At 58.8% G+C, this 25,933-nt stretch carries 23 protein-coding genes and 2 tRNA genes; 14 read left to right on the top strand and 11 right to left on the bottom strand.

Features of this window, described 5'->3' with window-relative positions:
• Nucleotide 1: 1 nt before the first annotated feature.
• Nucleotides 2-697, top strand: a complete 696-nt coding sequence (locus QEH54_RS10595; protein ID WP_309018644.1) for a hypothetical protein — start codon at nucleotides 2-4, stop codon at nucleotides 695-697.
• The gene (locus QEH54_RS10590; protein WP_309018643.1) at nucleotides 694-2,058 is read left to right on the top strand and encodes a tetratricopeptide repeat protein; all 1,365 of its coding nucleotides are present in this window, start codon (nucleotides 694-696) and stop codon (nucleotides 2,056-2,058) included. The genes QEH54_RS10595 and QEH54_RS10590 overlap by 4 nt, the downstream gene beginning before the upstream one ends.
• Nucleotides 2,059-2,302: 244 nt before the next feature.
• Here the strand turns inward: QEH54_RS10590 and QEH54_RS10585 are convergent.
• A tRNA-Leu gene (locus tag QEH54_RS10585) sits at nucleotides 2,303-2,389 on the bottom strand.
• Between the two features lie 204 nt (nucleotides 2,390-2,593).
• Between QEH54_RS10585 and QEH54_RS10580 the strand changes: the two genes are divergently transcribed.
• Genes QEH54_RS10580 through rsfS form a run of 3 tightly spaced genes read left to right on the top strand, consistent with a single transcriptional unit; the run spans nucleotide 2,594 to nucleotide 4,720 of the window.
• Complete coding sequence (locus QEH54_RS10580; protein WP_309018642.1) at nucleotides 2,594-3,685, top strand: sigma-70 family RNA polymerase sigma factor; 1,092 nt, start codon at nucleotides 2,594-2,596, stop codon at nucleotides 3,683-3,685.
• A 40-nt stretch (nucleotides 3,686-3,725) separates the two neighbouring features.
• Nucleotides 3,726-4,334 carry a nicotinate-nucleotide adenylyltransferase gene (gene nadD, locus QEH54_RS10575; protein WP_309018641.1) on the top strand — a complete coding sequence of 203 codons (609 nt, stop codon included), beginning with the start codon at nucleotides 3,726-3,728 and terminating at the stop codon, nucleotides 4,332-4,334.
• Entirely contained in the window at nucleotides 4,331-4,720 is a 390-nt protein-coding gene (gene rsfS, locus QEH54_RS10570; RefSeq protein ID WP_309018640.1) for a ribosome silencing factor, read from the top strand. Before nadD ends, rsfS begins: the two co-directional genes overlap by 4 nt.
• A gap of 58 nt (nucleotides 4,721-4,778) precedes the next feature.
• Here rsfS and QEH54_RS10565 read toward each other — a convergent pair whose 3' ends face one another.
• Nucleotides 4,779-5,738: a DUF481 domain-containing protein gene (locus QEH54_RS10565; protein WP_309018639.1), complete on the bottom strand. Its 960-nt coding sequence runs from the start codon at nucleotides 5,736-5,738 to the stop codon at nucleotides 4,779-4,781.
• 266 nt (nucleotides 5,739-6,004) lie between these two features.
• Here QEH54_RS10565 and QEH54_RS10560 point away from each other — a divergent pair, with 266 nt between their 5' ends.
• The 4 genes from QEH54_RS10560 (at nucleotide 6,005) to QEH54_RS10545 (ending at nucleotide 10,695) form a co-directional block, all read left to right on the top strand.
• Nucleotides 6,005-6,385, top strand: coding sequence for a prepilin-type N-terminal cleavage/methylation domain-containing protein (locus QEH54_RS10560; protein WP_309018638.1), 381 nt, complete (start codon nucleotides 6,005-6,007; stop codon nucleotides 6,383-6,385).
• 160 nt (nucleotides 6,386-6,545) lie between these two features.
• On the top strand, nucleotides 6,546-8,375 hold the full coding sequence (locus tag QEH54_RS10555) for a glycosyltransferase family 39 protein (protein ID WP_309018637.1): 1,830 nt from the start codon (nucleotides 6,546-6,548) through the stop codon (nucleotides 8,373-8,375).
• On the top strand, nucleotides 8,372-9,235 hold the full coding sequence (locus QEH54_RS10550) for a hypothetical protein (protein ID WP_309018636.1): 864 nt from the start codon (nucleotides 8,372-8,374) through the stop codon (nucleotides 9,233-9,235). The genes QEH54_RS10555 and QEH54_RS10550 overlap by 4 nt, the downstream gene beginning before the upstream one ends.
• Nucleotides 9,235-10,695 (top strand): glycosyltransferase, encoded by a 1,461-nt coding sequence (locus QEH54_RS10545; RefSeq protein ID WP_309018635.1) that lies wholly within the window; start codon nucleotides 9,235-9,237, stop codon nucleotides 10,693-10,695. Before QEH54_RS10550 ends, QEH54_RS10545 begins: the two co-directional genes overlap by 1 nt.
• 22 nt (nucleotides 10,696-10,717) lie before the next feature.
• On the opposite strand, the gene QEH54_RS10540 is transcribed toward QEH54_RS10545, so the two are convergent.
• Nucleotides 10,718-11,566, bottom strand: coding sequence for a class I SAM-dependent methyltransferase (locus QEH54_RS10540; protein WP_309018634.1), 849 nt, complete (start codon nucleotides 11,564-11,566; stop codon nucleotides 10,718-10,720).
• Nucleotides 11,567-11,762: 196 nt separating this feature from the next.
• Here QEH54_RS10540 and QEH54_RS10535 point away from each other — a divergent pair, with 196 nt between their 5' ends.
• Nucleotides 11,763-13,742 (top strand): HDOD domain-containing protein, encoded by a 1,980-nt coding sequence (locus QEH54_RS10535; RefSeq protein ID WP_309018633.1) that lies wholly within the window; start codon nucleotides 11,763-11,765, stop codon nucleotides 13,740-13,742.
• 140 nt (nucleotides 13,743-13,882) lie between these two features.
• Here the strand turns inward: QEH54_RS10535 and QEH54_RS10530 are convergent, their stop codons facing one another.
• Nucleotides 13,883-14,251: a hypothetical protein gene (locus tag QEH54_RS10530; protein WP_309018632.1), complete on the bottom strand. Its 369-nt coding sequence runs from the start codon at nucleotides 14,249-14,251 to the stop codon at nucleotides 13,883-13,885.
• Between the two features lie 170 nt (nucleotides 14,252-14,421).
• On the bottom strand, nucleotides 14,422-15,219 hold the full coding sequence (locus QEH54_RS10525) for an RNA methyltransferase (RefSeq protein WP_309018631.1): 798 nt from the start codon (nucleotides 15,217-15,219) through the stop codon (nucleotides 14,422-14,424).
• A 95-nt stretch (nucleotides 15,220-15,314) separates the two neighbouring features.
• Here QEH54_RS10525 and dinB point away from each other — a divergent pair, with 95 nt between their 5' ends.
• Together dinB and coaBC are read left to right on the top strand one after the other, a co-directional pair.
• The gene (gene dinB / locus QEH54_RS10520; RefSeq protein WP_309018630.1) at nucleotides 15,315-16,364 is read left to right on the top strand and encodes a DNA polymerase IV; all 1,050 of its coding nucleotides are present in this window, start codon (nucleotides 15,315-15,317) and stop codon (nucleotides 16,362-16,364) included.
• A gap of 75 nt (nucleotides 16,365-16,439) precedes the next feature.
• Nucleotides 16,440-17,630, top strand: a complete 1,191-nt coding sequence (gene coaBC, locus QEH54_RS10515; RefSeq protein ID WP_309018629.1) for a bifunctional phosphopantothenoylcysteine decarboxylase/phosphopantothenate--cysteine ligase CoaBC — start codon at nucleotides 16,440-16,442, stop codon at nucleotides 17,628-17,630.
• On the opposite strand, the gene QEH54_RS10510 is transcribed toward coaBC, so the two are convergent.
• The 3 genes from QEH54_RS10510 to cysE all read right to left on the bottom strand — a co-directional run bounded on the left by QEH54_RS10510 (nucleotide 17,627) and on the right by cysE (nucleotide 20,393).
• Entirely contained in the window at nucleotides 17,627-18,361 is a 735-nt protein-coding gene (locus QEH54_RS10510) for a hypothetical protein (RefSeq protein WP_309018628.1), read from the bottom strand. The genes coaBC and QEH54_RS10510 overlap by 4 nt on opposite strands.
• Before the next feature lie 45 nt (nucleotides 18,362-18,406).
• Nucleotides 18,407-19,504 carry a chorismate synthase gene (gene aroC, locus QEH54_RS10505; protein ID WP_309018627.1) on the bottom strand — a complete coding sequence of 366 codons (1,098 nt, stop codon included), beginning with the start codon at nucleotides 19,502-19,504 and terminating at the stop codon, nucleotides 18,407-18,409.
• A gap of 73 nt (nucleotides 19,505-19,577) precedes the next feature.
• Nucleotides 19,578-20,393: a serine O-acetyltransferase gene (gene cysE, locus QEH54_RS10500; RefSeq protein WP_309018626.1), complete on the bottom strand. Its 816-nt coding sequence runs from the start codon at nucleotides 20,391-20,393 to the stop codon at nucleotides 19,578-19,580.
• Between the two features lie 255 nt (nucleotides 20,394-20,648).
• Here cysE and QEH54_RS10495 point away from each other — a divergent pair, with 255 nt between their 5' ends.
• Entirely contained in the window at nucleotides 20,649-21,728 is a 1,080-nt protein-coding gene (locus QEH54_RS10495) for a DUF481 domain-containing protein (RefSeq protein WP_309018625.1), read from the top strand.
• A 65-nt stretch (nucleotides 21,729-21,793) separates the two neighbouring features.
• On the opposite strand, the gene QEH54_RS10490 is transcribed toward QEH54_RS10495, so the two are convergent.
• The 3 genes from QEH54_RS10490 to QEH54_RS10480 all read right to left on the bottom strand — a co-directional run bounded on the left by QEH54_RS10490 (nucleotide 21,794) and on the right by QEH54_RS10480 (nucleotide 25,389).
• Entirely contained in the window at nucleotides 21,794-22,801 is a 1,008-nt protein-coding gene (locus QEH54_RS10490) for a crosslink repair DNA glycosylase YcaQ family protein (RefSeq protein ID WP_309018624.1), read from the bottom strand.
• Between the two features lie 102 nt (nucleotides 22,802-22,903).
• Nucleotides 22,904-25,126 carry a ferrous iron transport protein B gene (feoB, locus tag QEH54_RS10485; RefSeq protein ID WP_309018623.1) on the bottom strand — a complete coding sequence of 741 codons (2,223 nt, stop codon included), beginning with the start codon at nucleotides 25,124-25,126 and terminating at the stop codon, nucleotides 22,904-22,906.
• A gap of 29 nt (nucleotides 25,127-25,155) precedes the next feature.
• Nucleotides 25,156-25,389 (bottom strand): FeoA family protein, encoded by a 234-nt coding sequence (locus tag QEH54_RS10480; RefSeq protein WP_309018622.1) that lies wholly within the window; start codon nucleotides 25,387-25,389, stop codon nucleotides 25,156-25,158.
• Between the two features lie 376 nt (nucleotides 25,390-25,765).
• Between QEH54_RS10480 and QEH54_RS10475 the strand changes: the two genes are divergently transcribed.
• Nucleotides 25,766-25,850: transfer RNA gene (locus QEH54_RS10475), tRNA-Leu, on the top strand.
• The last annotated feature ends 83 nt before the right edge of the window (nucleotides 25,851-25,933 follow it).

The following is a 25,933-nucleotide window of genomic DNA, read 5'->3' as shown; positions in this document are numbered from 1 at the left end:
AATGCTCAGTCTCGAACAGGACCTAAAACACAGCGCGCGCGGTTTCGCGCCCTACTTGGGCGCGCTCGCCACCGCGGTCGCGGTTTTCCTCAGCATAGGCGTGATGCAATCCAACATACGGGTCGAGCGACAACCCGAGACGGAGCCGATATCCGAATTCCATCTCCCCCCACCACCACCCCCTCCCCAAAAAGAACCTCCGCCCGAGCAAAACACAGTCTCTATCAGCTTCGATCTTCCAGTAGTCGATGGCCCCTCCAGCATTCCGCTTGGCTTTCTAGACGTCGATTTCGGATTAAAACCACAGGAGCTCACGCAAACCGAATTCGACATCGATGACAGCATCGGCAACTACAAGACAGACGGATTAGACACCCTAAAAATCTATTCGCAAAACGAGGTTACGGAAAAGCCGAAGCGTACCTATCACAAGAACCTCGACATCCCCGCTCGGTATCTCAGAGGTCACAGGAACAAGCCCATAACCTTCATGGTTCTCTACACCGTGACCGCCGAAGGCAGGACAGCCAATATACACGTGCTCGACTGTCCTATCCCGGAAATAGTCCCCTTTATCGAACGATACATCGAAGGCTGGTACTTGGAACCCGCCAAGAAAGACGGCAAACCCGTAAACAGCTGGGTACAGCACAAGTTCACCTTCGGCGCCAACACTCGAGATCCCTTTTCGCCATGAGCCAACCCATCAAAGCCTTCATCACCCTACTTCTTTGCCTCGCCGCAACCACTACGATAGTATCCAAGGACTGGGGACGCCCCGATCTCGAAGGAGACGAATTCGAAAAACGTTTCACCGCCAGCTACGGCGTGCTCTCGGAGAAGGAGCCCCCTATCGATGAACTCGAAGTGCAGATCCTCGAGAAGCTCGCACCCATGATGCGCGTGAATCGTGAATACGCCCAGACCTTGCTCGAGAGCATGACCGTCGGCGACGCCCCGAGGAGCGCCACTTTCAACTATCTGCTGGGAAACGTCTATTTCGAAAACGACGAGTACTTCCTCGCCGAAGAGCAATACAAGACCGCTATCGAAAAATTTCCCGACTTTCAAAGAGCGTGGACAAATCTCGGCGTCCTAAAGCTGCGCAGCGACGATACGCGAAACGCTCTCGTTTCCTTCCTGAAAGCCGTCGAGCTCGGAGACACCAAACCCAGCACCTTCGGCATGCTGGGATACTGTCATTTCCGCCAGGGAAATTTCATCTCCGCGGAAGTGGCCTACGACCGAGCCATGCTAAGCGAGCCGAACAACCTCGACTGGCTCGAGGGCAAAGCCCAGGTCTACCTCGAAGCGGACCGTTTCGCCGAGGCTATCCACACCCAGGATGAACTCATCGCCCGACGTCCCAACGATACTGACTACTGGCTAGCCCAAGCCAACGCTTACCTCGCTATCGAAAACTTGCGACAAGCTGCACGAAATCTCGAAATCGTAAGATCGATCGGAAAAGCCAACTTCCAGTCCTTGTACCAGCTAGGAAACCTGTACTCAAATCTGGGACTATTCGGACCAGCCAGCGATGCCTACCTCGACGCGGCTCCCCTCGCGGAATCGAGCGACATCAGTTTCCTGATCGCGGCGACCAACGTTTTGATCCGAAACGAGCAAATCGAGCTCGCCAAAGACCTTTTCTCCAAGATCGAAATAACCTCGTATCCAACGGACTCTGACACCCGATTTAGCTATTACTCGATCGCAGCCGAAATCGCCTACCATGAAGGCGATCTTTACGCTTCTATCGAGCGCCTCGAAGAAGCGACTCAGTTCGACCCCACCAACGGGAAGGCTTTGGTCAAGCTCGCTCGACGCTACATCGAAGCCGATAAACGCGACAAAGCCTACCTCCTTCTCGACAGGGCGGAAAGAGATCCGGAAGCTGAATACCCTGCCGTCTTGACCCGAGCAAAGCTGCTCATCGAAGAAAAGCGATTCTCGGAATCCCAACCCTACGTCGCACGGGCCCTCAAGCTTCAGTCAAGCGATTCCATTCAGGTCCTCTACCAACAAGTAGAAGATGCCGTGCGCAACAGGGACTAAACGGGACAAACGAGAAAACCGAAGCCTCTCTTTTGCCGTGCAATAGATCGCCAGAATTCCAACTAGACGCCCAAAGGCGCTCGATAGTCGACCAGCCTTCTATATCTCACAGATCAGCGCCCAGACGTAAGCATTGGATAGAATCTGAACAGAAACCGGATAGATTCCAAACGACTCTGAAACCCAACTGGGAAACGAGACGACCACCAAGCCCATAAGTCGCCTATCAAAAGCGACTTAACAATGGTGCCCAGGGTGGGACTCGAACCCACACGTCCTTGCGGACAGCGGATTTTAAGTCCGCTGCGTCTACCGATTCCGCCACCAGGGCATTGGATGGAGCGTGAAAACCAGCAGAATTCCGTTTCAAAAACAAGCCCCTGATTCACACTTTTCCAAGGCGTTGCTCGCTTCGCTCGGCGACGCCTTCGACATGAGCGGCATGGTTAGACCCGGTACAGTCCCAGTCCAACCCAGCAAAGGGTCTTGCGCGACTCCTGCTTCCTTGCGAATCTAGCAGCGCCGCCAGCCTAAGATGCCCACGATTTCACGAGACCAATCTGCGGAGCTCCCTGCGAACGACCCCGCGAATCGCCCCGCGTTTTTGCGGATCGCTCGCGTTCGCTCCGCCTTGGATTGGATGATAACCAAAGCGGAATGGGAGGGGGAGATCGCTCTCGCGGCGTCGCAGCTGGGATTCAAAGGACAGCGACGTGGCATCTCGCTCCGCAAGGCCCTGCTTAGCTTGCCGCTTCAGCAGAAGTTCGAAGTCATCCTGCAGGCGATGGGCGAAGGCGAGCTAACCAAGCCCACTCACGCGGAATCGAAGCGCCTGGCTCGACATTGGGCCGTCACAAGCTACGTCGCTCGGACAGACTTCGCCGCTCCCTCCGCGAGCCATTGGCAGTCGCTGCGCTCGCTGACCAGGCTTCGAATTGCCGCCAAGTATCAAGGCTACAAGGAGGACCAAAGCGTCCTGTACGGACGCTTCGAGCCGCTGGTCGCCACATGCCTCCCACGCGGTCGCTGGAAAAGCTCGGGAGCCGAGGACGCCATGCAGGAAGGGCGGCTCGCTCTACTGCGAGCCATCGATCATGCGGACCCGAATCGATGCTTCGCCAGCTACGCCCGACACTGGATCAAGCGCGCCATGACGAACTTTGCCATGCGGCAGCGTCTTCCGGTAAAAGCCCCGATCAATCTCATCTCTCAAGCCCTCAGAGGCGATCCGGAAGACTCGACTCGGCGCATTGACGCGCACAGCGAGCTGAGAGAGGCGCTGCGAGCGGGCGTACTGCAGCTCGACTTTCCGCAAAACGAGGCCGAAGCGATGGTGGAAGCTGGACCTTGCCCGGCCGCGTTAGCCGAGGCGAACGACGAACGAGAGCTGGTTTGCTCGGCGCTCGCCCAGCTAACGGAGAAACAGCGACAGGTTATCCAGCTTCGCTACGGCGTCGAACGCCAGGGAGCAGACCATTCGCTCGCGCACGTCTCACGCGAGACAGGGATCACGCGCCAACAGGTGCATCGTCGCGAGCAACGCGCCCTGCAGACCCTCGCCCAGATTCTCCGGGCAGCGCGGGCGGAGAGCCAACCTACCTCGTCCGTCCGATCGCTCGCTGACTAGAGGAAGATTGACAGCCAGCCCGCTCCAGCAAGAGCTTCTCATGGTGGCCAAACGCATCGGAATAATAGGGGGCAGTTTCGATCCCATTCACATCGGGCACATGATCATCGCCCAGGATGCCTGCGAGCAGTTCGACCTCGACCGCGTGCTGTTCATCCCTGCCCGTCAAGCTCCGCTCAAGGCGGCCGACTCCTGCGCGACTCCGGAGCAACGGCTGGCCATGACGCAGGCGGCGACCCGCGAGGATTCGCGCTTCGAGGTTTCAGATATCGAATTCAAGCTCGGCGCAATCAGCTACTCCGTCGCGACCGCTGAAGCCCTGAAACACGAACGCCCTTCGGATGCGCTTTTCTGGATTCTCGGCGCCGACCAACTCGCCCAGCTCCACCATTGGAGGGACATCGGCCGCCTCGCCGAACTGGTTTCGTTCATCGCCTTCGAACGCCCCGGCTCGACGGCAGGGGCAAATAACGATCTGCCGCCACACACAGAGATCCTGCGAGCGAAAGCCCGGGCGATTGACATTAGCTCGAGCGAGATCAGACGCCGACTCAAAACCGGCCTGGAGACGAAGTACTTCTTGCCAGCTCCCGTATTTGATTACATCAAGACCCGAAATCTCTATCGCCAGAGAGACAACACCGAATGAGTACCGAAAAGTCACTGCCTGAAGACGGCCTCGAAACCCTCGCCCTCTGCTGCAAGACCTTGGAAGACACCAAGGCGGAAAACATCGTCGCCCTAGACGTGCGCGAGCAAAGCTCGATCACCAACTATCTGGTACTCGCGTCGGCTCTCGCCGAACCACACCTGCGAGCGATGAAACGAGATCTCGACAAGGCGCTGAAGGAAAAGAAGGTACGCATCCTCGGCGTGGACGAAGGGCCGGAGTCCGGCTGGTCGGTAGTGGACGCTTTCGACGTCATGATCCATCTTTTCGCCCCAGAGACCCGAGATACCTACAAGCTCGAAGCGCTCTGGAAAGACGCTGAGGAACTGGACGTCGAGGCGCTCAAGCAGCAGTTTTCGCTCTAGAGACCGTCCTCCAACTCCCTCGACGCGATCGCGACTCCCTCACAAGACGCGGGGAGCGCTAAAAGGCGTAGCCAAGCGAACTGACAAAGCGGCGGTCTTCCTTGAGCTCCTCGTCCAGGGAATTGTCGTAGCCCATTTCGTAACGAAGCGAGAGGTTTATCGAATTGGTCACGGCGCTGGTCACGGCGGCCGAGAAGCCGAACTCGTAGTTGTCCTCTTCCTCCAAGGGCATGGCGAATCGGAGATCCTGGGTGAAACGTATGCGCTCGGAAAGCCGATAGTCCCAGTCCTGGAAAATGTCCACCAGGTAGATCACCTCCTCTTCACTGTTCTCAAATTCGCGCCAACGACCGCTAGCCCCGAAACCCGCTGACAAGGTCGAATCGTCGCGATCGATGAAACGCGTCCCCAAGCCGAGCTTCTGCTCGAGATTCGAATCGATCAGCTTGATCGCGTCCGCCGAATAGATCGACTGCGATTCGTAGAAGACGCCGGGCCCGATGTCCTTTCGCCACCGCAGCTTCGAAGCGAAGTTGTTTTTGATGACCGAATCGTTCGCCTTGCCATAGTAGTACTCGGCATTGAAACGCAACTGGTCGGATTCCCGATCCAGCAACATGTCCAAGCGATAGTTGAAGTTCGATTGATTCTTGCGCCCAGAGGCGGAGTTTAAGCCGATCTGCAGGCGATTCTCCCAACGCTCCAGAAAGTCCTGCCAATAGAAGCGCGTCCAGCTCCACAGGCCAGTGTCCCCGAGCGAAAGCGACTCGTCCGTCACATCGATGCCATCCCCTTCCACCGTCGCGGGAGAAACGCCGGCATCGCTAGCGGCGACCGCTGCCGTCTCCGAATCGGAGGCCATCAGCAAGTCCTCAAGATTGACCAGACGATTCGCTGGTAGCGAGACCTCGCCGAGATAGTCCACCTCTAGCGAAACGGACTCTTCATTCGCCTGCAATAGCTCTCCAGACAAGGTGTCGCCATTGTCGAGATACACCGTCACAAGCTCAGCCGCCACGGGCGGAACCCATAGCAGTGAGTGAATCGAGAAAATGAATACAATTACCCTACCCATGATCATTAGTGCGATTACTCTACTCGATTTGGAAAGCGTGAGTTGTTCAAACAGTTTCTTTTAAAAACGGCGTAAAGGGCCAAGCATTTACCCAAAATTTCTGCGGCCTAGTACAAAGCGCTAAAGAGCCCGTGGAAATGCGCCGTAGCTCAGGATGTTCGTATCCATATCCAATCCAAAGAACATCAAAAACTAGGAAACATATCATAATGCATAAGAACACATCTAAGAAGGGTTTTACTCTCGTTGAAATCATGATCGTCGTCGTCATCATCGGCCTCCTGGCTGCGATGGCTATCCCAGCGTTCAAGAAGGTCCGTGAAGACTCTCGCCACTCCGCCATGGACAATGACGCACGTCAGATCGGAGCTGCCGCTCAGCAATACATGCTCGAGTCCGGAAACACCTCGGTCACCCTGTCCTACGCTCCAGGCACAGGCGTGGTTGGTGCTCCTCTTGATGACTACGTCAAGCAGATCGGCAAGAACTACACCTTCGACGACAACACTCTCGACGACACAGCCACCTTCTCGATCACTCACAACCTTGGTGGAACCCGCACCTACACGGCTGAAGGCCAGAAGCAGTAGTCAACTCCTTCGATCGTAACAACTTTCGACAAAGCCACGCCGCGAGGCGTGGCTTTTTTGTTTTCCGCTTTCGCCTCAACCAACGTGTCTCGTAGCCGATAGCGAGTAGATGCGCTCATCTGAATAAGCGCCTTCTCCTAAGCTCGCAGGTACCACCGAAATGAGACTCACGTCACTCGCTCTCAGTTCCGCTCTCGCCGCTACGATCGGGTTCCTTCTCTTCAGTCCCGATCGCTGCGAGCTGCTGCTATCCGAGACGGGCTACTGGTTCACTCTGGCCTGCGTCGGCATTTTCACTTTCCACTTTTGGCAGAGCGAAAAACCGAGCTTACGACTTCCAACGAGGAGAACCGCGATTCTCGCAGGCAGCTGCCTGGCGATGGCTGGCCTGATGTTTCTGAGGGAAGGGCCTTCCTTCAAGGTGACCATGGACGAGCCAAACCTCGCCAATGTCGCTATCAGCATGCACGAGCATCGGGATACGCTCATGCGGGAAGCGTCGGCCGACCTAGAGTCGTCAAGCGTCAGCAGTCTGGACAAGCGTCCTTTTCTCTTCCCTTTCCTTGTATCCACTATTCATGACGTTGTCGGGTTCCACCCGCATAATCCTTTCTACCTGAATCTCTTCCTGACCGCACTGCTCCTGTTCACGGCGTTCTCGCTCGTGGCCAAGACTACGGGGAGCAACGCGGCCGGAGCGATGGCCGCAGCCTTCATCGCGTTTCACCCACTGTTCGTCCATTCCTCCAGCGGTGGCGGGTTCGATCTGCTCAACGCGCTTCTCATCGCTCTCTTGATTCATCTGGGGATGCGATTCGCAAGGACTCCAGAGCCGACAAGCCTCAACACGCTGCTCTCCGCATCCGCCTTGCTCGCGTACACTCGATACGAATCCGCACTGTTCGTGTTCGCCGCCGGAGCGATCGTCATTTGGCGATTCTGGCGAAGCCGCGCCTATTTCGTCACCCGATACGCCATTCTCTTTCCATGCCTTCTGCTGCCCATCGCCTGGCAAAACAAATACATCCGGGCGAACCCGGATTTCTGGAACCTGCAGAATCCCGATGAGCCGACCTTCGGGCTGGACTACTTGACGCAGAACCTTTCCGCGGCGTGGCGGTTCTTCATTTCTCCCGCTGGCCAGCTTGCCAGCTCGCCGTTCGCATCCGTCCTGGGTTTTCTCTCCCTCTTATTCGTATCCTATTTAGGGATACGTAAGCTTGTCGAATCCCAGCGAAGGCATATCAACGAGCTGGTTCCCGCAGCGATCGTTTGCGCGTTCACCATCGGGAACTTCGGCATTCTCATGCTCTATTTCTGGGGAAACCTCGACGACGTCGCAGCCAGCCGGCTCGCCATTCCCTTACTCACGGTATTCGCTTTGGCGACCGGTTGGGCGTACCACGCTGGCGGCAATCGAGCCCCAATGCTTCGGGCGCTAGTCGCGGGCGCGATCTTCGCTAGCTGCATCTACAGCTTCCCAGTGACGAGTCAGGCTCGATACACGAAAACGAACTTGCCAAGCCTTCGATTCGAATGGGCGCAAGCAGAACTCTCCGGTCTCATCGGCAAGGACGATCTCGTCGTAGGCGGTCCGACTCGGCTCTGGTCGGCCCATAAGATCCCCGCGATTCCGATTCGCCGAGCCGTGCTCGGCATCGAGCCTCTGAGCCTCCATCTACGCTTAAGCACCTACGATGACATTTTCGTCATTCAACACTTGCACCACGAATTCGCGAACGGGGAAATCGTGCCGACGATCAATGCGGGCAACGACCTTGGACCCGCCTTTAAGCTGGAGCCTATCGCCGAAACGTCAACCTACCCCTTCAACCTCACTCGGCTCAGTCGACTAGTAGCGATCGATCTGCAGGAGGTTGAGAAAATCGGTCTGGAGGCGTACCATGAACGCTTCGGGAAAACGGCCTATCAAACCCATAAGGTAGTCAGCGAGGAAGCTCTAGCCAACTGGGAGGGATCCCTGCCATGAACGCGCCAGACAGCCAATCTTCTCCGGCGGAAACCCGGTCTCGAGCATCCACCCGCCACGCCAACGAAAAGCGAGCGCGGACGGACCACGAGCGCCCGCATCCCGACGGCGACCTGAGCCTGGCGACCTACGACCTTTCCCTGCTGGAAAGCTCGCAAGACAAATGGAAGCGCAGCCCGGCGTTGAGAATCGTCTACCAACATATCTTTCGCGAACTGCTTTCCCACAGAGCAAAGGGCAGGACCTTGGAAATCGGGAGCGGTTGCGGCTTCGTCAAATCGGTAGATCCCGACATTACGACCAGCGACGTCGCTCCTACCCCTTTCTCCGACTTGGTTGTCTCAGCTTACGACATTCCGAGATCCGACCCAGACTGGAGCAACATCGTAGCCTTCGACGTCTTCCACCACCTCACCGAACCCATGCGTTTTCTTCGCAGCGCTTGCGAAGGGCTGAGGCGGGGCGGAAGGATTCTTCTTTGCGAGCCCGCCGCCACCGGTTTCGGGAAGGGGTTCTACAAGGCGTTTCACTCCGAACCTTGCGAGCCGAAATCGATCCGAGCTCCCTACGTTTTCGAACAGCAATCGGGCAGCGCCCTGTTCGCGAATATGGGAATGGGTTGGGCCCTGTTCGAGAGAGACAGGCAAAAAATAGCGCGCGAGCTGAGAGACATGGGCCTAATCTTGAAAACCGTGCGCTACCGAGACCTGCTCGCCTATCCCAGTACGGGAGGCCTGTCCGGGAGGGCTTTCCTGCCTGCATTCCTGCTGCGGCCGCTCTTGTGTATTGAGAAATCAATACCGCAACGCGTCCTACGCCACCTCGCCCTGCGTATGATAATCACTATCGAAAAGATCTGATGGCTTCCTCGCTCAAACCGCATTTCGACGAGGCCGCATCAAAGGATGCGAAGCCGAGGCGTATCCAGAAGACCTTTCACCAGCAGATCGCCGAGCTGCTTCGCTTTCGCATTCTGTCGGACTCGTCGATTCTCGAAGTCGGCTGCGGAAAGGGTGACCTTCTTCCTCAACTGTCGCCAGCTCGCGGACTCGGCATCGACTTCAGCGAAGAAATGATCGCCGCAGCGAAAGCGCGGCACGAGGACGCGAACCTCCATTTCTCCGTAGCTGACGCAGCGCATTTCAATCCTGGAGAAGCCTTCGATCACATCGTGCTCGACTACTTGCTGGGCTACATAGACGACATCCAAAGCTGCTTGGAAAACCTGCTCAAATCCGCCGGGCCACGCACTCGCCTGCATATCACATCTTTGAATACAGTCTGGCGACCGGCGCTGAGCATCGGACAGAAGCTGGGCTGGGTGAGCAAGCAGCCGCCCAGCAACTGGCTCTCCACGCAGGACATCGTCAATCTGCTGGAGATCTCCGGATGGGAAGTCGTCTCCAAATCATGCGAAATCCTGCTGCCGTTCCAGATCCCGATCATCTCACCCCTTCTCAACCGCTTCGCAGCTCGCCTGCCCTTGCTACGGCATCTCGGCTCCACGCTGCTCATCACGGCTCGACCGCAGACCAGCGTAGCTCGCCCGTGGAACCTCTCCTGCAGCGTCATTGTGCCCGCTCGCAACGAAGCGGGAAACATCCGCCCCGCCCTCGAGCGCATCCCCTCTCTGGGCAGCGAAACCGAGGTCATATTCATCGAGGGCAACAGCAAGGACAACACCTGGGAAACCATCCAAAGCGAAGCGTCTCGCTACCAAGGACCGCACACCATCCGCTCCGCCCGACAACCGGGCAAAGGGAAATGGGACGCGGTGCGCCTAGGTTTCGAAATGGCCAAAGGCGACGTATTGGTCATCCAAGACGGCGACCTCACCGCCCCGCCGGAAGACCTGCCGAAGTTCTTCAACGCCATCGCGGACGGGACCTGCGAATTCGCCAACGGCAGCCGCCTGGTCTATCCGATGGAATCCCGCGCCATGCGCTTTCTTAACCTGTTGGGAAACAAGTTCTTCGCCATCACGCTCAGCTTTCTTCTCGGCCAGAACGTCAAGGACAGCCTTTGCGGCACAAAAATGATGCTGCGGCAGGACTACGAGAAGCTCAAGCGGCGCATCGAATCATTCGGCGACTTCGATCCCTTCGGCGATTTCAATCTTCTCTTCGGCTCCGCCTTGCTCCACCTGAAAATCCGAGATATTCCGGTCCGGTATCGAGATCGCTTATACGGCGATACCAACATATCCCGCTTCCGCCACGGCTTCATCCTCTTGCAGATGGCATGGTTTGGCCTGCGAAAGATCAAGTTCGCCGGTTTCTCGAAAGAGCGCCAACCAGAGGAAGTCAAGGGTCAGAGCTAAGCGCCGCCCGCCTCTGCTCCTTCTACGTCTTGGCCACGTAGATGATCGTTTCCGAATCCTCTTCCGGAGGCTCCGAGCCGTAGTCTCCGTACAAGGCGACCTCCTCGAATCCGGCCTCTTCGAGCAGCTGCATCATCTCGTGCGGCAGGCGCCAGATCAGACGCATGAGCGTTTCCTGCTCCTCTTCCAGACGGCCGCTGCCAGACTCGCGTCGATAAACGTTTCGCAACTCCAGCCGCTGAGCCTGCCGATCCAGTTTCCACGACTGAAACGCCTTCAAGCGTTCGCCCGTGGCCTCGTCTCGGCGCTCCCGCCTCAGCTCCAGTCCCCCTTCATCCGCCTCCTCCCAGACATAGTCCCAGGGCAGGTAGATCGGGACCACTACCTGTCCACCCGGCAAAAGATGGTCGCGACAGCAACGCAGGCTCGCAATCCACTCGTCCCGAGTACCCAGCATTTGAATACTGTAGCCGGGAATCAAGATCGACCCGAAACGCCTTTCACCTAGATCGAACGAGCGCATATCCGCCTGGCCGATACGCGCCTCGAAACCGGAGTCGCGGAGCGATCTCTCGCAAATGGACAGCATCGATTCCGAGCAGTCGATCCCCTCCACCTGACGCTCGTCGCGAAGCAGCGGCAGCATCAGACGGCCGGTCCCGCACCCCACATCGAGCACCGGACCGGGGTGGCTCTGAACGATGAGACGGTAGAAATCCACGTCCTCGAAATCGCTCAGCTCATCGAGCAGGTCGTACCACTTCGCCTCCAGACCGCTGTATTGATAGGTTCCTTTCACAAGCGCCGCAGCATGCTCGACCTTTTCCCCTTGAGGCAAGCCCCCAGCGATGTCCTTTCCCGACGCCCCCACCGCTCGTCGGATACCTACTGGCGAGCGTGCCCTAAGTTCCTTATGTAGTTCTCCCGCCTCAGAGACATTCCTCTATAGGTAGGATCGTTCAACCTAATGCAAAACCGCGCCCTCCCCTCAAGCCTGCTCCCGAGGCGGTCGTTTCTGAGGCACACTTCTCTTGACTCTCATTACCCACTAGCGGCCCAAACACCACATGAAGACGCGGATCCTCATCATCGACGAAGACAAGGAGCAACTCTCCACCTATCAGGAAACCCTCGCTCCGAAATCAGCTCAATGGGAGCTCATCTGCGCCGACTCGGCCGGGGCCGGGCTCGAGTCCGCCAAAGCGCAAAGTCCGGACATCGTCATCGTGGCGTTCTCCGTGCAAAAGGAGCACGGCGTGGAGCTGCTCGACGAAATTGAAAAACTGCTTCCCAATTCCCAACGTTTCATCGCCGCCAAGGAAGCGGACAAGCCGAAGCTCGACGACAGTTTCGGCCACGCGTTCCAGTTTCTGCCAAATCCCTGCCCGGCGAATCGCCTCATCACCGAAATCCAGCGCTGCGTAGCCATCGACAGCTGGCTGGGCAATCCAAGGATCAAGGAAGTCGTGGCCAAGATGGGAGAGTTCCCCAGCTTGCCTCCAATGTACCTGAAGGTGGTCAACGAGCTGAACTCCCGAAATTCCTCCGCCGCCTCCATCGCCAACGCCATTTCCGGGGACCTCGCGATCAGCGTGAAGGTCCTGCAGACAGTCAATTCCTCCTACTACGGCTTCGAAGAGAAGATTTCCGATATCACCCAGGCGGTCAGCATCCTCGGCCTGGACTGCGTCAAAAACCTGGTGCTGGCCATCCAAGTCTTCAGCAGCTTCGGCCGCTCCCCCGACCACAAGGCCATCACCGACCAGCTCTGGCACCATAGCATGTCAGTGGCCGTGGCCTCCAAGCGCATCGCCCTCTTCGAAACCGAAGAGGAAAAGCAAGGCGAAGAGGCCTACACCGCAGGGCTCATGCACGATCTGGGAAAACTCATCCTGCTCGACGCCGAGCCGGAGAGCTTCCTCGCCGCTCGCGAGCAAGCCAAGGAAAAGAACCTGCCGCTCTGGCAAGTGGAAAACGAGATCCTCGGCTGCAACCACGCGGAGATCGGAGCCTACGTTCTGGGTCGCTGGGGCATGCCGGCCTCGGTGGTGGAAGCGGTCGCCCTCCATCACGAGCCGATCAACTCCTTCGGCAAGCGCTTCTCCACTCTCGCCGCCGTTCACGTCGCCAACGCTTTGGTCTGGGAACGCCATCCGGGCGAAGCCAAACCCGACGCCGCAGCCGACGAAACCTTTCTCATCGAGATCGGAAAAGTCAGCAGCTGGGAGACATGGAAGGCGGTGGTCAGCGGTCGCGAAGTGGAGCAGCCCAAAAAGTCCCTCTCCCTAAAGAAGCAGCAAGCGGCCAGCGACTCGCCCCGCGAGCGCCCCGCGACCTCTCAGCCGAAGGCCAAAACCGAAAGCGCCTCCGCGGCCCAGGCCCAGAGCGCGTCGGCAAGCTCCGCCTCCTCAGTCGACTCGAACTCCGAATCGCCGGAAGCCAAAGGCAGCACCCTCGCCCCGATCGGCTTCGCCCTCGCGGCCTGCGCCGGCGTAGCGGCCGGGCTCTTCTTCCTGCTCAAGCCGGCGCCTCAGCAGACCATCGAAACGCCGCGCGACGAAGCGGACATCACCTTCGCCGACTCGCTCGAAAAAGCCAGGGACATCGCTGGCGTGACTGAAACCGAAGACGCCCTGCAGGAAATCTTCGATTCCCAGGATCCCGAGATCGAAGCCGCGAAGGCAAGCCCGGACCAGGCCGAGCAAAGCGAAACCAGCATAGCCTCTAGCGATACCTCAGATGCCGAGGAGACGCCGGCCTCGGACACCACTCTCGATGCCGCTGCCGAACCGGTCGAGGAATTCGCCGAAAACGTGGAGCAACAACCTGCGGCATCCCCAGAACCCAAGCTGCCGGAGGCGAACGAGTTTTTCCCGAACGTGCAGCTCGCGGGCATCTTCTACAACGCCGCCAACCCGCTCGCCAGCATCAACGGACGCATTCGCCGGGCTGGAGACGTCGTCGACGGGGTCGAAATCGTACGCATCGAGAAACTGCGCGTCATCGTACGCTACCAGAACGAAGTCCGCGCCCTGAAGCTCAACTAGCGGCGCCCGCCCACCACCACTTTCGGAGCCATAGCGCTCCTCGCACGATAGCAAACGTCGCGAATCCCATGCGGGGTTCGCGACTGTTTTCGTCTCTCAGACACGGATAGCGCTGCGCCGAGCTGCCGCCCGAAAGGCTCCTAAAAGGCGCTCGAATCGACGCTCTCGATCCAGTCCACGTAGCTCGACGCGTTGCCATCGTCGATGAACTCGGTCGTCCCCTCCACGCGGCCGTCCTCCGAATAGAATACCAGAAACGGAATGCCGGTGATGCCGAAGCGCTGGCGAATGCCTTCCACATCGTCGTCGCGACGCGGGATGCCGATCTTGGCCCCAAGGATGCCTTCCTGTTGCAGATAAACGTCCAACGCGTCGCTCTCGTTCAGCAAGGCCTCCAGCTTGTTGCACCAAGGGCACCAATCGCCGTTCCCCTTGAAAATCATCAGCAAGCGCTTCCCCTCTGACTCACGTTTGGTCAAAGCCTCCTCGATATCGGATAACCAGTTCATATTAAGCGGCCCCATTGCTAATCCACCCCCGCCAACAATCAAAGACATTCCGCCCTCGCCCAGCCATTTATCAGGCGCCATCGGACAACTCCTTTTCGCCACGTTGCAAAAAACGCTTGCCGCCCGAGCCAGTCCACGCCTCTCGCGTCAACGCCCCTCCCCGCAAGCCACTACGAAAGCCTCCAGCGAGCGAGGAAAACAGCTGCCGCCAGGGCTGCGTTCAGCGATTCCCCGCCCCCGAAGCGTGGAGCGAACACCCGGGCGTCCGCCTGCTCGGATACCGTTTTGGAGACGCCGCGGGCCTCGTTTCCGATCACCAAAGCGCAGCGATTGGGAAAGACGAAGCCTTCCAGCGAGGTCGCCGCTTCGAGTTCGGTAGTCACCAGCGAAACTCCGAGCGCCTGCAGACGGGCAATGGTCGCAGGAAGGTCCACATCGGTGGCCACTGGCAGGTGAAACATTCCACCCATGCTCGAGCGGGCGGTCTTGCCGTTTTCGAGCTCGGCGCAGCCGTTCCCCAAAACGATCCCATCCATCCCGAACCAATCGCTCGCTCTCACGATGCTGCCGCAGTTGCCCGGGTCGGAAACGTCGTCCAGCAGGACCAGCCGAAGCGGTCCGCTGGCTGGCAGGTCGCGCTCCAGCTCGTCGAAGCTCACCCCCACCGCATCGATCAAGGCCGCCACGCCTTGGGCGCACTTCGTGTCCGAGAGCTGGCTCAGCTGGACCGAGGTCGCTACAAACGCCTCGCTCGACACCTCCACGGCTCGGGTTAGGATGTCCTCCTCTTCCGACGCGCGCCGCGGGTCTTCCTGGTAGATCAGGGCATGGATCCGCCGCTTGGCCTTCAGGGCTTCGTCCAGCAGGTGCCACCCTTCGATCAGAAAGCGACCTTCCGCCTGACGCGTCTTCTTCTGGTGAAATTTTCTTAAGGAGCTAAGCTTGGCCTTGGACAGCGCTTGAGACATACCCGGGAGTAAGATCAAAAAGCGCCCAAGAAAGAAGCAGAAAAAAACGCTCTCGCCGCCTCGTCTCCGTCTCCTTTTATCGAAACCCTCGCACAATGATCGTCCACATCGACATGGATTGCTTCTACGCCGCTATCGAAGTCCGCGATCGACCAGAGCTGCGCGGAGAGCCGGTAGCGGTAGGCGGGCGCAGCTCCAATCGCGGAGTGCTCACCACCTGCAACTACGAGGCTCGGACCTTTGGTATCCACTCCGCCATGCCAACCTTTCAAGCCGTGCAACGCTGCCCGCATCTGGTGGTGCTTCCGGTACGCTTCGAGGTCTATCGAAACGAAAGCCGTCGCATCCGCGGCATTTTTCGGGAGTTCACGGACAAGATCGAGCCACTCTCCCTCGACGAAGCCTACCTCGACCTCAGCCACCGGCCAGAGCCCGCTAGCGAGCTGGCCAGCGAGATCCGCCGCCGCATCCGCTCCCTCACAGGACTGAACGCCTCAGCTGGCATCGCCCCAAACAAGATGCTAGCGAAAATCGCCAGCGATTGGAACAAGCCGAACGGGCAGTTCGAAATCAGGCCAGCCGACATCGCCGCTTTCATGCAGGAGCTGCCCGTATCCAAGATTTGGGGAGTTGGGAAAAAAGCCGCTCAGCGTCTGGCGCGGACCGGCATCCAAACCTGCGGCCAACTCCAGCAGATTGCGAAGTACGAGCTGCAGCAGCGTTTCGGCAAGTTCGGCTCCGAGCTCTACGAGCTTTGCCGTGGCATCGACGATCGACCTGTCGTCACAAACCGGATACGCAAATCCATGAGCTGCGAGCGCACCTTTTCCCGCAATCTCCAAAGTCTCGAGGAACGCATGGAATACGCAGCGGAGATCTTCCGCGAACTCTCATCGGACCTGGCCCGAATCAAAACCGACCGCCCCATCGCCAAGCTATTCGTCAAGTGCAAGTACGCCGACTTCTCCCGCAGCTCCATCGAGCGCAGCGGCTTGCCCTTCGCCTTGGCCGCCTTTCAAGACCTGCTAGCCGAATCCTTCCGAAAACGATCCGATCCCATTCGCCTGCTGGGGCTGGGCGTGCGATTCGTGGACCCGGAAGGCAACGCCCGCCTGCCGCGACAGCTCGAATTCGAGCTCAGCTGAGTCGGTCCTGGGCGCTTACACGCTTGAGCTCCCGAGCAACTCTCTCCATCTAGGGATGACTAAACCCAATCGATCGTGCTCACTGGAAAAAACATCCTACTCATCATCACCGGCAGCATCGCGTCCTACAAGTCACTGGAGCTCATACGCTTGCTCACAAAAGCTGGAGCGACTGTCGAGGCGGTTCTGACCCGTGGCGGCGAAGCCTTCATCACTCCTCTCTCGGTCGAAGCCCTCATCGGAAAGCGCGTGCACACCCAGCTCTGGGACGATCGCTCCTACCAGATGAACCACATCGAGCTCTCCCGACGAGCCGATCTGATCGTCATCGCCCCGGCCAGCGCCAACATCGTTTCAAAACTCGCCAACGGCATCGCCGACGACCTGGCTTCCTCCGTGCTGCTCGCCCGCAACAAGCCGGTGCTGCTCGCCCCGAGCATGAACGTCGAGATGTGGGAGAACCTGGCATTTCAGCGGAACCTGAAACAGATCCAGGCCGACGGAGCCGCCTACGTGCCGCCCCAGGTCGGCATCCTCGCCTGCGGCGAAAGCGGCATCGGCAAGATGGCGGAAGCTGCCACCATCTTCGATGCGGTCTGCGAGCGCTTCAAGAATCAGGCCCGCCTCGCGGGCAAAACTGCCATCGTCACCGCGGGCGGCACCATCGAGCGCATCGATTCAGTGCGCTACCTGAGCAATTTCTCCTCTGGCAAGCAAGGCATCGCCATCGCTCAGTCGCTGGCCGAAAGCGGAGCGGAGGTCCAGCTCGTCGTGGGCAACGTTTCCACCCACCTCCCCAGCCACCCGAACATCACGATCCAGCGAGTGGAATCCGCCGTGAACATGCACGCAGCCGTGCACCAAGCCCTGCCCGCCGACGTGTTCGTAGGCTGCGCCGCGGTATGCGATTTTCGCGTATCCAATATCTCTGACAAAAAGATCAAAAAGGAAAGCGGGTTGGAGCTGAGCTTCGAAGAGAATCCCGACATCGCAAAGTCCGTGGGAACGCTCGAGCCTGCAAAACGTCCCAAGCTTGTCATCGGGTTCGCAGCCGAAACCGATCAGCTACTCGACCACGCGGCAAGCAAGCTCGCTTCCAAAGGCTGCGACCTCATCGTCGCCAACGACGTGAGCGACGGCGCGGTCTTCGGAAAAGATCAAAATCAGGTGCATTTCGTGGAAAGGGAAACCAGCAAGAAGCTGCCTTCCCTTTCCAAGCGCGCTGTCGCAGACGCCATCACGAACTGGATACAGGAGCGACTCTAGAGGTACTCCGCAATATGCGGCAGCACATGCTCGCGCCGCCCGCCTGAGATTCGCTTGAGATAGTGATCGCGCGAGGGATCGCCGGCCACGTCCTCCTCTTCGATATCCTCCTCCTCGTCATCCTCGAAGACTTCCGGCTCATCGAAGATTCTCGAAATGCGCCGAGGCTGCGTTTCCAGCAATAGCGCCGGGTTTGGCACACGACCCTTTTTCACGTATTCAAACAAACAGGGGAAGCACTCCTGCTCATAGTGATCGAGAAACGCCTTCATCTGCTTGTTGGTCACGTTCTCCCGCATGCCGAGAAGCACTACATCCGAAAAGTGGATACAACAGTCGAACCAAGTGAACGCGACATGCTGAGCGATCGCCAGCTCGCAGTTCAGCACCGTTATCACTCGCCCGAGGTCGCAGCCGCTGCCCGGCAGCCAGGCGTGAAACGCTTCCACGAAGTCCGCCGGATCGCTCACCCCATCCGCCACCACGAAGGCCACACTGGCGTCTCCTGGGATCTGGAGCGACAAAGCGCCGTCCTTCCAAAGGTACTGGCCGAGACTCGCCTCGCGCGAACGCACGGAAAAGTCCTGGTCCGCATCGCCTCTGTCGTTTTCAGAGCAATACACGAGCGAGGTCTCGTCCTTGTCCGTGCCGAATTCGATCAGGTCGGATACGATGTTGAACTGTCCGGAACCTTTGGAACCAAGAATCAGGTAAACGAGCGGTGTAGACATGACTGCGTTGGGTTGGGGCGAGATCGATTGAGAAAAAACGAAAGCCTAGGCTTCGAAGCTGAAAAGTCGATTCTGGGCGTGCTGCCGCATCAGGTGGTCGACGATGACCAGATTCGCCATCGCTTCCACGATCGGAACCGCTCTCGGGACCACGCACGGGTCATGACGACCACGTCCCATCAGCGTGGTCTCCTTGCCCTGGAGGTCGACCGTAGCCTGCTTCTGCAGGATGGTCGCGGTGGGCTTGAACGCCACGCGGAACACCACGTCTTCGCCGTTGGTGATGCCTCCCTGCACGCCGCCTGAGAGATTGGTTTTAGTACGAACGACGCCCTCTCGGTTTTCAAACAGATCGTTGTGTTCCGAGCCTTTGAGCAGCGTGCCTTCGAAACCGCTCCCGACTTCGAAGCCCTTGGTCGCCGGCAGCGAAAGCATGGCCTTGCCCAGGTCCGCCTCGAAGCGGTCGAAAACTGGCTCGCCCAACCCCACCGGCAGGTTGCGGATGCGGCATTCCACCACTCCACCGACCGAATCGCCTTGGGAACGAGCCTCCTTGATGCGCTCGATCATGGCCTCGGCCGTCTCGGCATGCGGACAGCGCACGATGTTGGCCTCGATGGCCTCTGCCGAAACGGCAGTCTCCCCAGGCATGGCGATATCGTGAATGCGGGAGACGTAGGCCAAGGTTTCGACCTTCGTGCCAGCCATCTGGAGGATCTTCTTGGCCACGGCGCCCGCCGCCACGCGACCGATGGTCTCGCGAGCGGAGGAGCGGCCTCCTCCCTCCGGATTGCGATGCCCGTACTTGCTCTGGTAGGTGTAGTCGGCGTGGGATGGGCGAAACTTCTCCTTCATCTCGGAGTAAGCGCCGGGACGGGCGTCCTTGTTGAAGACCAGCATGGAGATCGGGGTGCCGGTGGTCTTTCCCTCATAGACGCCTGAGAGGATCTGCACTTCGTCCATCTCCTTGCGCGGAGTGGTGATCTCGCTCTGTCCGGGGCGGCGGCGGGCCAGCTCCGGCTGGATGTCCTCCGCGCTGAGCGGTAGATTGGGCGGACAGCCGTCGATCACGACGCCGACGCCGCCACCGTGGCTCTCGCCCCAGGTGCTGATAGTGAAAAGCTTGCCGAAAACGTTGGGCATGGGCGCGACTGTAGGCAGCGCCTCGTCCGAATCAAGTCGCGAAGCTTCTCTCGGAAACGATTGCTCGGGGCCCTCAGATGCCTGGATCGAAGCCAACCACTTCGTCCTGGTCGATCTGCTGATTCATCCCGAGGGCTGGAGCGCTTTCGTGGCAGGCCCCCACCACCTTGGCCGGCACGCCAACCACGGTGCTGTGCGGCTTCACGTCGCGCAGCACCACGCTGCCCGCCCCGATCTTGGCCCCTTCCCCGATGCGAATGTTGCCCAGCACCTTGGCCCCGGCCGCGATGAGCACCCCGTTTCCCACTTTCGGGTGGCGGTCCCCGCGGTCCTTGCCGGTGCCGCCCAGAGTCACGTTGTGCAGCAGCGAGACGTTGTCCCCCACCACCGCGGTTTCCCCGATCACCACCCCGGTCGCATGGTCAATCAGGATGCCGCTGCCCACCGTGGCGGCGGGATGGATGTCCACCCCGAAGGTGCGCGAGATCAGGCTCTGCAGATACAGAGCCAGCGGCCGACGATTGTCGTACCAGAGATGGTTCGCGAAGCGATAGGCCGAGAGGGCGCTGAATCCCTTGAAGAACAAAAATGGCGAAAGGTATCCGGCCGCGGCAGGGTCGCGCTCGCGCACCGCATGCAGATCCACCCGGATCACTTCGCGGAGCCGTTCCTCGGATTCGAGGATCTCCAAAAAAAGATCCCGCAGCGTGATGCTTGGCAGGATCTCGTCCTTCAGCTTGGAAGCGAGCGTGTAGCTCAAAGCCGCTTCAAACGACCTCTGCCCAAGAATCGTCTCTTGCAAGTAGGCGACCAGCAGGCGCTCGTTGTTCGACGCCTCGTCAGCCTCCTCTCTTAGGGAACTCCAAATTGATTCGAGATGTTCAGTCATAGCGGCACGGGATTCTAAAAAGAACGAGCAGCCTAGGCCTCGGATTTCAGCCCTACAAACGAAAAACTGGCTGGACTGAGATCAAACCGACCTACAAAACGCATTGAAATTGAGGGGATCTCCGTACTCACCGGAAAGGGATTCCACGGAAACGCGCGAAACGCGCCCAAACCGGTCAGAAATGGCTCTGATCGCTCGCTTTTTCGTCGTTTTCCATTTGATAACCGGTCCCGCTCAATCAAACAAAACAGACAGATGAAACTTACTCACGTAATTATCTCCGGCGCCGCGCTCCTTTCTTGCATCGCCGAAGCTGACGTCGTCGTTACCAAAAATGGCTCCTCCATCAACGGTACGATCGAAGGAATCGATGGTGGCAAGATCACCATGGTTACGGATTTCGCCGGCGAGATCGTCATCGATCAGTCTCAGGTCGAGTCCATCAGCACCGACGAACCCGTCTACATGACGCTGGAAAACGGCACCACCGTGCTCGGTCCGGTTTCCGGCGCAGCCGGCGACCTCACCGTCGCTTCGGATACCGGAACCGTCTCCACCAACGTGGCAAGCGTCACCGAAAGCTGGCTGCCGGGCGCCGACAGTCCCACCCAGGTTCGCCAGCAGAAGGCCTTGGCGGACTTGGACCGCAAATGGGCCTACGAAGCCGCATTCGACCTGACCGGCAAATCGGGCAACAAGACCAGCACCGGTCTGGCCACCGCATTGCTCGCCACCCTGGAAGGCAAGCACGACAAGCTCGAGCTCTCCGGCTCGATCCTCTACACCGAGACCGACGACGAAAAGAGCGCCGACCAAGCCTTCGGCGGGATCGACTACTCCAACAAGTTCCGCCCACATGTGAACTGGTACGTGCGCACCGCGTTCGGCTACGACGCCATCAAGGACATCGAACAGTACTTCAACGTGTCAGGCGGTTTCGGATACACTTTCTTCGACACCGAAACTCGCTACCTCAACACCCGAGCAGGTATCGGTTATCTCTACGAGTCCTATGACGACATCGTGATCAGCGAGGATCCTCTGGTCACGGAACTCCGTCCCGCCGACAGTTCGGCCAGCTTGGACTTCGGACTACGTCACAAGGAAATCTTCAAATGGGGCGTGCTCAACAATCGACTCGTCTACACCCCGACGCTCGACGACTTCGGAAACTTCCGCCTGGTGCAGGACAGCAATATCGAGCTGCCGCTCAAAAGTCAGGATTGGAGCGTGCGCATCGGCTTGATGAATCGCTACGACAGCGAAGCCGATGAAAGCGACAAGGAAGAACTGGATACGACCTACTACGTTCGCATGGTTCTGAAATGGCTCTAGCTCGACTCTGAAGCTTATTCCACTTCCTCAAGCCGCGGCCTCTTCCGGTCGCGGCTTCTTCGTGTCTAGATCCGCAGGCGCCACGCCCCGCTGTCAAGCCCCAGAAACGTTGCGAGCGACTCCACCTCCTGCTCGGCCATCTTGCGAAACGCCTTTTCCTTAGGGGCTTGGGAGCTGTATCCAAATTCTACAGTCAGGGCCTCGTCCAAAACCTTCGCGTTCGCCCAGCCAATCATGCGATCGCCCCAGCAAAGGGGCATGGCATAGTACCCGAGCTTGCGTTTCGCCGCCGGCACATAAGCTTCGAATCGATAGCTCCAGCCCCAAAGGTGTTCGAAGCGCTGCCGATCTCGCACCACCGGATCGAAGGGAGCGAGGATGCGCAGCGTTTTTTCCACGCTCCCCTCCGGCCAATTCTCCGGTATCCAAAGGTACACGACATCGTCAACCGAGACTCGGGAACAACGCCCGCCCGCGACCAAAGCCTCCACCAAAGCCAGCCGATCTCGTCTCACAGGTACAAGCCCGTTGTGGGCGGACAGTTCGGAGAGCAGAAACGACTCTCGAACTGGTCCGAAAATCCGCAAAGCGGTCATCAAGAGTTCGCCGAAGCGATCCGCCTTTGATCGCTCAGGCGCGCCTGCCGAGATTGCCTGCTCGTAGACCCGTATTCCCTTTTCCCTTCGGCAAACCCTCAGCAGGCCTTCGTCGTGAAGTCTTTCCAAGATGCGCTTGGATGCCAGCGACTTGCCGCCCCAAGCGTTGACGACCGAACGCTTGCCGAAGCTCGTATCCAAATCTCTGGGATGCGTCGGTCCGCGCTGAACGATGCAATCCAGCACCGCTCGCTCCTCCGCCGCGAGCGGGCGACTGGAGACCGGGAGCATCGATCGCCACAGATCCGGACGCATGAAGCCGTAGGCGAACAGGTAGCCTTCCTCCAACGCCAGGCTCGCATACTCGGCCTCAAGCTGGCCCGCGAGGTATCCGCGAACGCGTTGCCGCAAAATGAGATCCTGGGCCCGCGCCGGCGAGCGGATGGGATCCGCCTGCACGAAACGCAGCCCTTGCATCGCGCTTTCGAGCGTTTCGAACCGAGGAAACCCATTCGAAACCAGCCTCCGTCGCATGGAGATTCGATCCAACCGCTCCACCGCCATGGCCTCCGTCAACGGTCAGATCCGACTCCCGATTTGATAGACCAAAGTAGCCATCAGCCAAGCGAGCGAAGTCATGAAAACGAAGGAGAAAAGCCCGTGGCGCCAGCTTGTCTCTTGCGTAATGATGGCCACCGTGGCGCCGCACTGCTGACAAAGCGCGAAAAACACCATGATGGCGCTGACCACCGGAATGGTGAAAATCGGCTGTCCCGCTTTCTCGCCTGACTGCCAGGTCTGCGCCGCCATGGTATCGCGCAAGTCCTTGCTCTCCTCGTCGGCGTCGCCGCCCAGACTGTAAATGATGCCCAAGGTGGAGATGATGACCTCGCGAGCGGGGAAACTGGCGACCACGCCTACCGTGATCTTCCAATCGAACCCCGCCGACTCGAACACCGGCTGCAGGGTCTTGCCCACGCGGCCCATGTAGCTCTGCTCGATGTAGGCCGAAGCGATCCGCTTATCCAGCCGCTGCGCCAGCGCCTCTTCCTCTTCGATCAAAGCCACAGCTGCCTCTTGGCTCAGCGAGCGGTTCGAAGCCACTTCGGAAACGAACGCTTGGGTCGTCTCCTCAGCCACCGATTCCGAGCGTGGGAAGTACAGCAAAGCCCATATCACGATGGTGATGGCGAAGATCACCGTGCCCGCGTTGGTGAGAAACTCCTTGCCTTGATTGTACATGCGCATCAGCACGTCGCGCACCTTCGGGATCTGATACGGAGGCATCTCCAGGACGAAGGGCTGCGGAGGGATTTTCAAAACGTATTTGTTCGCCACATACACAAATGGCATCGCGACTACCAATCCGACGAAATGCATCGCAAACAAGCTCGCTCCCGCCACCGCCGCCCCATAGCGCGGCTCGATAAAGGCTCCGATAAGAAGCACGTAAACGGGCAGACGAGCCGAGCAGCTCATGAACGGAGCCAACAGGATGGTGATGACGCGAGCGCGCGGGTCCTGAATGGTGCGCGTGGCCATCACCCCGGGGATGGCGCAGGCGTAGCTGGAAAGCAGCGGCACGAAGCTCTTGCCGGACAGGCCGCACCAGCTGAAGAGCTTGTCCATGAGAAACGCCGCTCGGGCCATGTACCCAGTATCTTCCAACAATGCGATGAAGAAGAAAAGGATCATGATCTGCGGCAGAAAGATCAACACCGCGCCGACTCCCTCCACCACGCCATCGGTCGCCAGACTCTGCAGCATGGGGGTTCCCTCTAGCCACGACGAGACCTGATCCTGCAAGAAGCCTTTAGCTCCATCGATCAGATCCATGAACGGTCCCGCCCAGCTGTAGACGCTTTGGAATACGACATACATCAGGCCGAGAAACGCCGCCAGTCCCCAGACCTTGTGGGTCAGAATGGAATCGATCGACTCGCTGCCACTGCCGCTGCGACTCGGGTCGACCGTCACGCAGGGCTCGATGCGCTGCTTGATGTGGTGGTAGAGCAGCACCGTTTCCGCGTTGCCGGGGTTGAGCCCGCCCTTGAAGAGGCTTTGCTTGCCCGCTTCCAAAGCGGCGCTGGCCTGAGCCTCGCTGGCCCCCGCCCGCAGAAAGAAGCCGCGATCCTCGTCAAACACGCTGCGATGCACCACCGCATCGGAAATCGAGTCGCGGATGGATTCAGGCAGCTCCGCCCGGGCCGCCTCCAGGGCTTTCTTCACCGAGCGCGGCCATTCCACCGCCTTCATCATAGGGCGAGATTGCACGCTCTCCGCGATCACGCGCTTCAACTCGGTCACCCCCTCGGCTCGAGCCGCGGACACTGGCACCACAGGGACACCCAATTCTTCGCTCAGGCGCTCCACATCGATCTTGATGTTTCGCTTGCGAGCGGAATCCCAGTGGTTGAGCGCCACCACCATGGGAATGCCCAACTGGGCGGTTTGGTAGGCAAGGTAGAGATTGCGCTGCAGATTGGTGGCGTCGACGATGCACAATACCAGGTCAGGACGCTCCACCGTCTCCAATTCGCCCAGCAGGGCGTCGACCACCACGCGCTCGTCCGGCGAGTCCGCCGCGAGGCTGTAGGTGCCCGGCAAATCGATGATCTCCGCCACGTTGCGGCCGATCAGCATCTTGCCGGTCTTCTTCTGGACGGTGACCCCCGGATAGTTGCCGACCTTCTGATTCAGGCCGGTGAGGCAATTGAAAAGAGTGCTCTTGCCCGTGTTGGGATTGCCGAGCAGGGCCACGCGGGCGACTCCACTCAAGGAAGGGAATTTCTCTACCGCCACCAGTTCGTACGAATCAGGTTAGGCAGGCCCTAGATGGACTGCACCGAAATCTGGGCCGCATCCTGGCGGCGAAGACTGAAATGCCGACCCTCCACTTCCAGAGCGATGGGATCCCCCAAAGGAGCAGTCTTCACGAAGCGAACCGTCACACCTGGCATCAGGCCGAGCTCCATCAAGCGACGTGCGGCCGAATAGCGCGGCATGTAACAGCTGATGCGGGCGCTTTGCCCCTGGGTCAGATCGTTTAGAGTCTTTAATTTCATCTCCCTTACCTTTTTCGTTCTTGTTGAGATCGAGTTTCAGTATAGATTACTCGAAGTCAACTTGGATTTTTTCCCAAATGAGTGATTACGTGGAAATAGTGATAGTTTTGTGTTTATTTTTGATCGCGAGCGGATTTCTGGCGAAACGCTACCTCGCAAAATTGAGCAAAAAGGGCGGCGACTCCCCGTGCGGAGGAGGCGCCTGCGGCTGCGGAACGGTCAAGAAGTCGAAACCGATGACCGGAGCCAAGTAGCCTGGCACAAGCACGATACGCGCCCGAATCCCCTGGGAAATCGGCGCCTGCTTCTTCTTTTCAAAAAACCGCTTGCGCGGCCGCTGGTTTTCACTTTTTGTTTCGCCCTTCCTTAACCTGATGCCCAGGTGGTGGAATTGGTAGACACGCATGATTCAGGTTCATGTGCCGCGAGGCGTGGAGGTTCGAGTCCTCTTCTGGGCACCAATGTTGGCGAAATCGCTCAAACTTGCAAAGCAGCTCGTCCGCCAAACTGAAGCCGCCACGAGAGGACGAGAAACTCCCGAGGT

Source organism: Pelagicoccus sp. SDUM812003 (assembly GCF_031127815.1).
GTDB lineage: Bacteria > Verrucomicrobiota > Verrucomicrobiia > Opitutales > Opitutaceae > Pelagicoccus.
The sequence above is the reverse complement of the archived record's forward strand: the minus strand, read 5'-3'. Positions and strand labels throughout refer to the sequence as shown.

Bases quoted from the DNA above. Each gene is read 5' to 3' on its own strand.
- QEH54_RS10550 (WP_309018636.1), top strand. From the start codon at position 8,372: ATGAACGCGCCAGACAGCCAATCTTCTCCGGCGGAAACCCGGTCTCGA.
- QEH54_RS10580 (WP_309018642.1), top strand. From the start codon at position 2,594: ATGCCCACGATTTCACGAGACCAATCTGCGGAGCTCCCTGCGAACGAC.
- rsfS (WP_309018640.1), top strand. From the start codon at position 4,331: ATGAGTACCGAAAAGTCACTGCCTGAAGACGGCCTCGAAACCCTCGCC.
- dinB (WP_309018630.1), top strand. From the start codon at position 15,315: ATGATCGTCCACATCGACATGGATTGCTTCTACGCCGCTATCGAAGTC.
- QEH54_RS10535 (WP_309018633.1), top strand. From the start codon at position 11,763: ATGAAGACGCGGATCCTCATCATCGACGAAGACAAGGAGCAACTCTCC.
- QEH54_RS10530 (WP_309018632.1), bottom strand. From the start codon at position 14,251: ATGAACTGGTTATCCGATATCGAGGAGGCTTTGACCAAACGTGAGTCA.
- QEH54_RS10590 (WP_309018643.1), top strand. From the start codon at position 694: ATGAGCCAACCCATCAAAGCCTTCATCACCCTACTTCTTTGCCTCGCC.
- aroC (WP_309018627.1), bottom strand. From the start codon at position 19,504: ATGCCCAACGTTTTCGGCAAGCTTTTCACTATCAGCACCTGGGGCGAG.
- nadD (WP_309018641.1), top strand. From the start codon at position 3,726: ATGGTGGCCAAACGCATCGGAATAATAGGGGGCAGTTTCGATCCCATT.
- QEH54_RS10510 (WP_309018628.1), bottom strand. From the start codon at position 18,361: ATGTCTACACCGCTCGTTTACCTGATTCTTGGTTCCAAAGGTTCCGGA.
- QEH54_RS10595 (WP_309018644.1), top strand. From the start codon at position 2: ATGCTCAGTCTCGAACAGGACCTAAAACACAGCGCGCGCGGTTTCGCG.
- QEH54_RS10545 (WP_309018635.1), top strand. From the start codon at position 9,235: ATGGCTTCCTCGCTCAAACCGCATTTCGACGAGGCCGCATCAAAGGAT.
- QEH54_RS10560 (WP_309018638.1), top strand. From the start codon at position 6,005: ATGCATAAGAACACATCTAAGAAGGGTTTTACTCTCGTTGAAATCATG.
- cysE (WP_309018626.1), bottom strand. From the start codon at position 20,393: ATGACTGAACATCTCGAATCAATTTGGAGTTCCCTAAGAGAGGAGGCT.
- QEH54_RS10555 (WP_309018637.1), top strand. From the start codon at position 6,546: ATGAGACTCACGTCACTCGCTCTCAGTTCCGCTCTCGCCGCTACGATC.
- QEH54_RS10480 (WP_309018622.1), bottom strand. From the start codon at position 25,389: ATGAAATTAAAGACTCTAAACGATCTGACCCAGGGGCAAAGCGCCCGC.
- QEH54_RS10495 (WP_309018625.1), top strand. From the start codon at position 20,649: ATGAAACTTACTCACGTAATTATCTCCGGCGCCGCGCTCCTTTCTTGC.
- QEH54_RS10525 (WP_309018631.1), bottom strand. From the start codon at position 15,219: ATGTCTCAAGCGCTGTCCAAGGCCAAGCTTAGCTCCTTAAGAAAATTT.
- QEH54_RS10490 (WP_309018624.1), bottom strand. From the start codon at position 22,801: ATGCAAGGGCTGCGTTTCGTGCAGGCGGATCCCATCCGCTCGCCGGCG.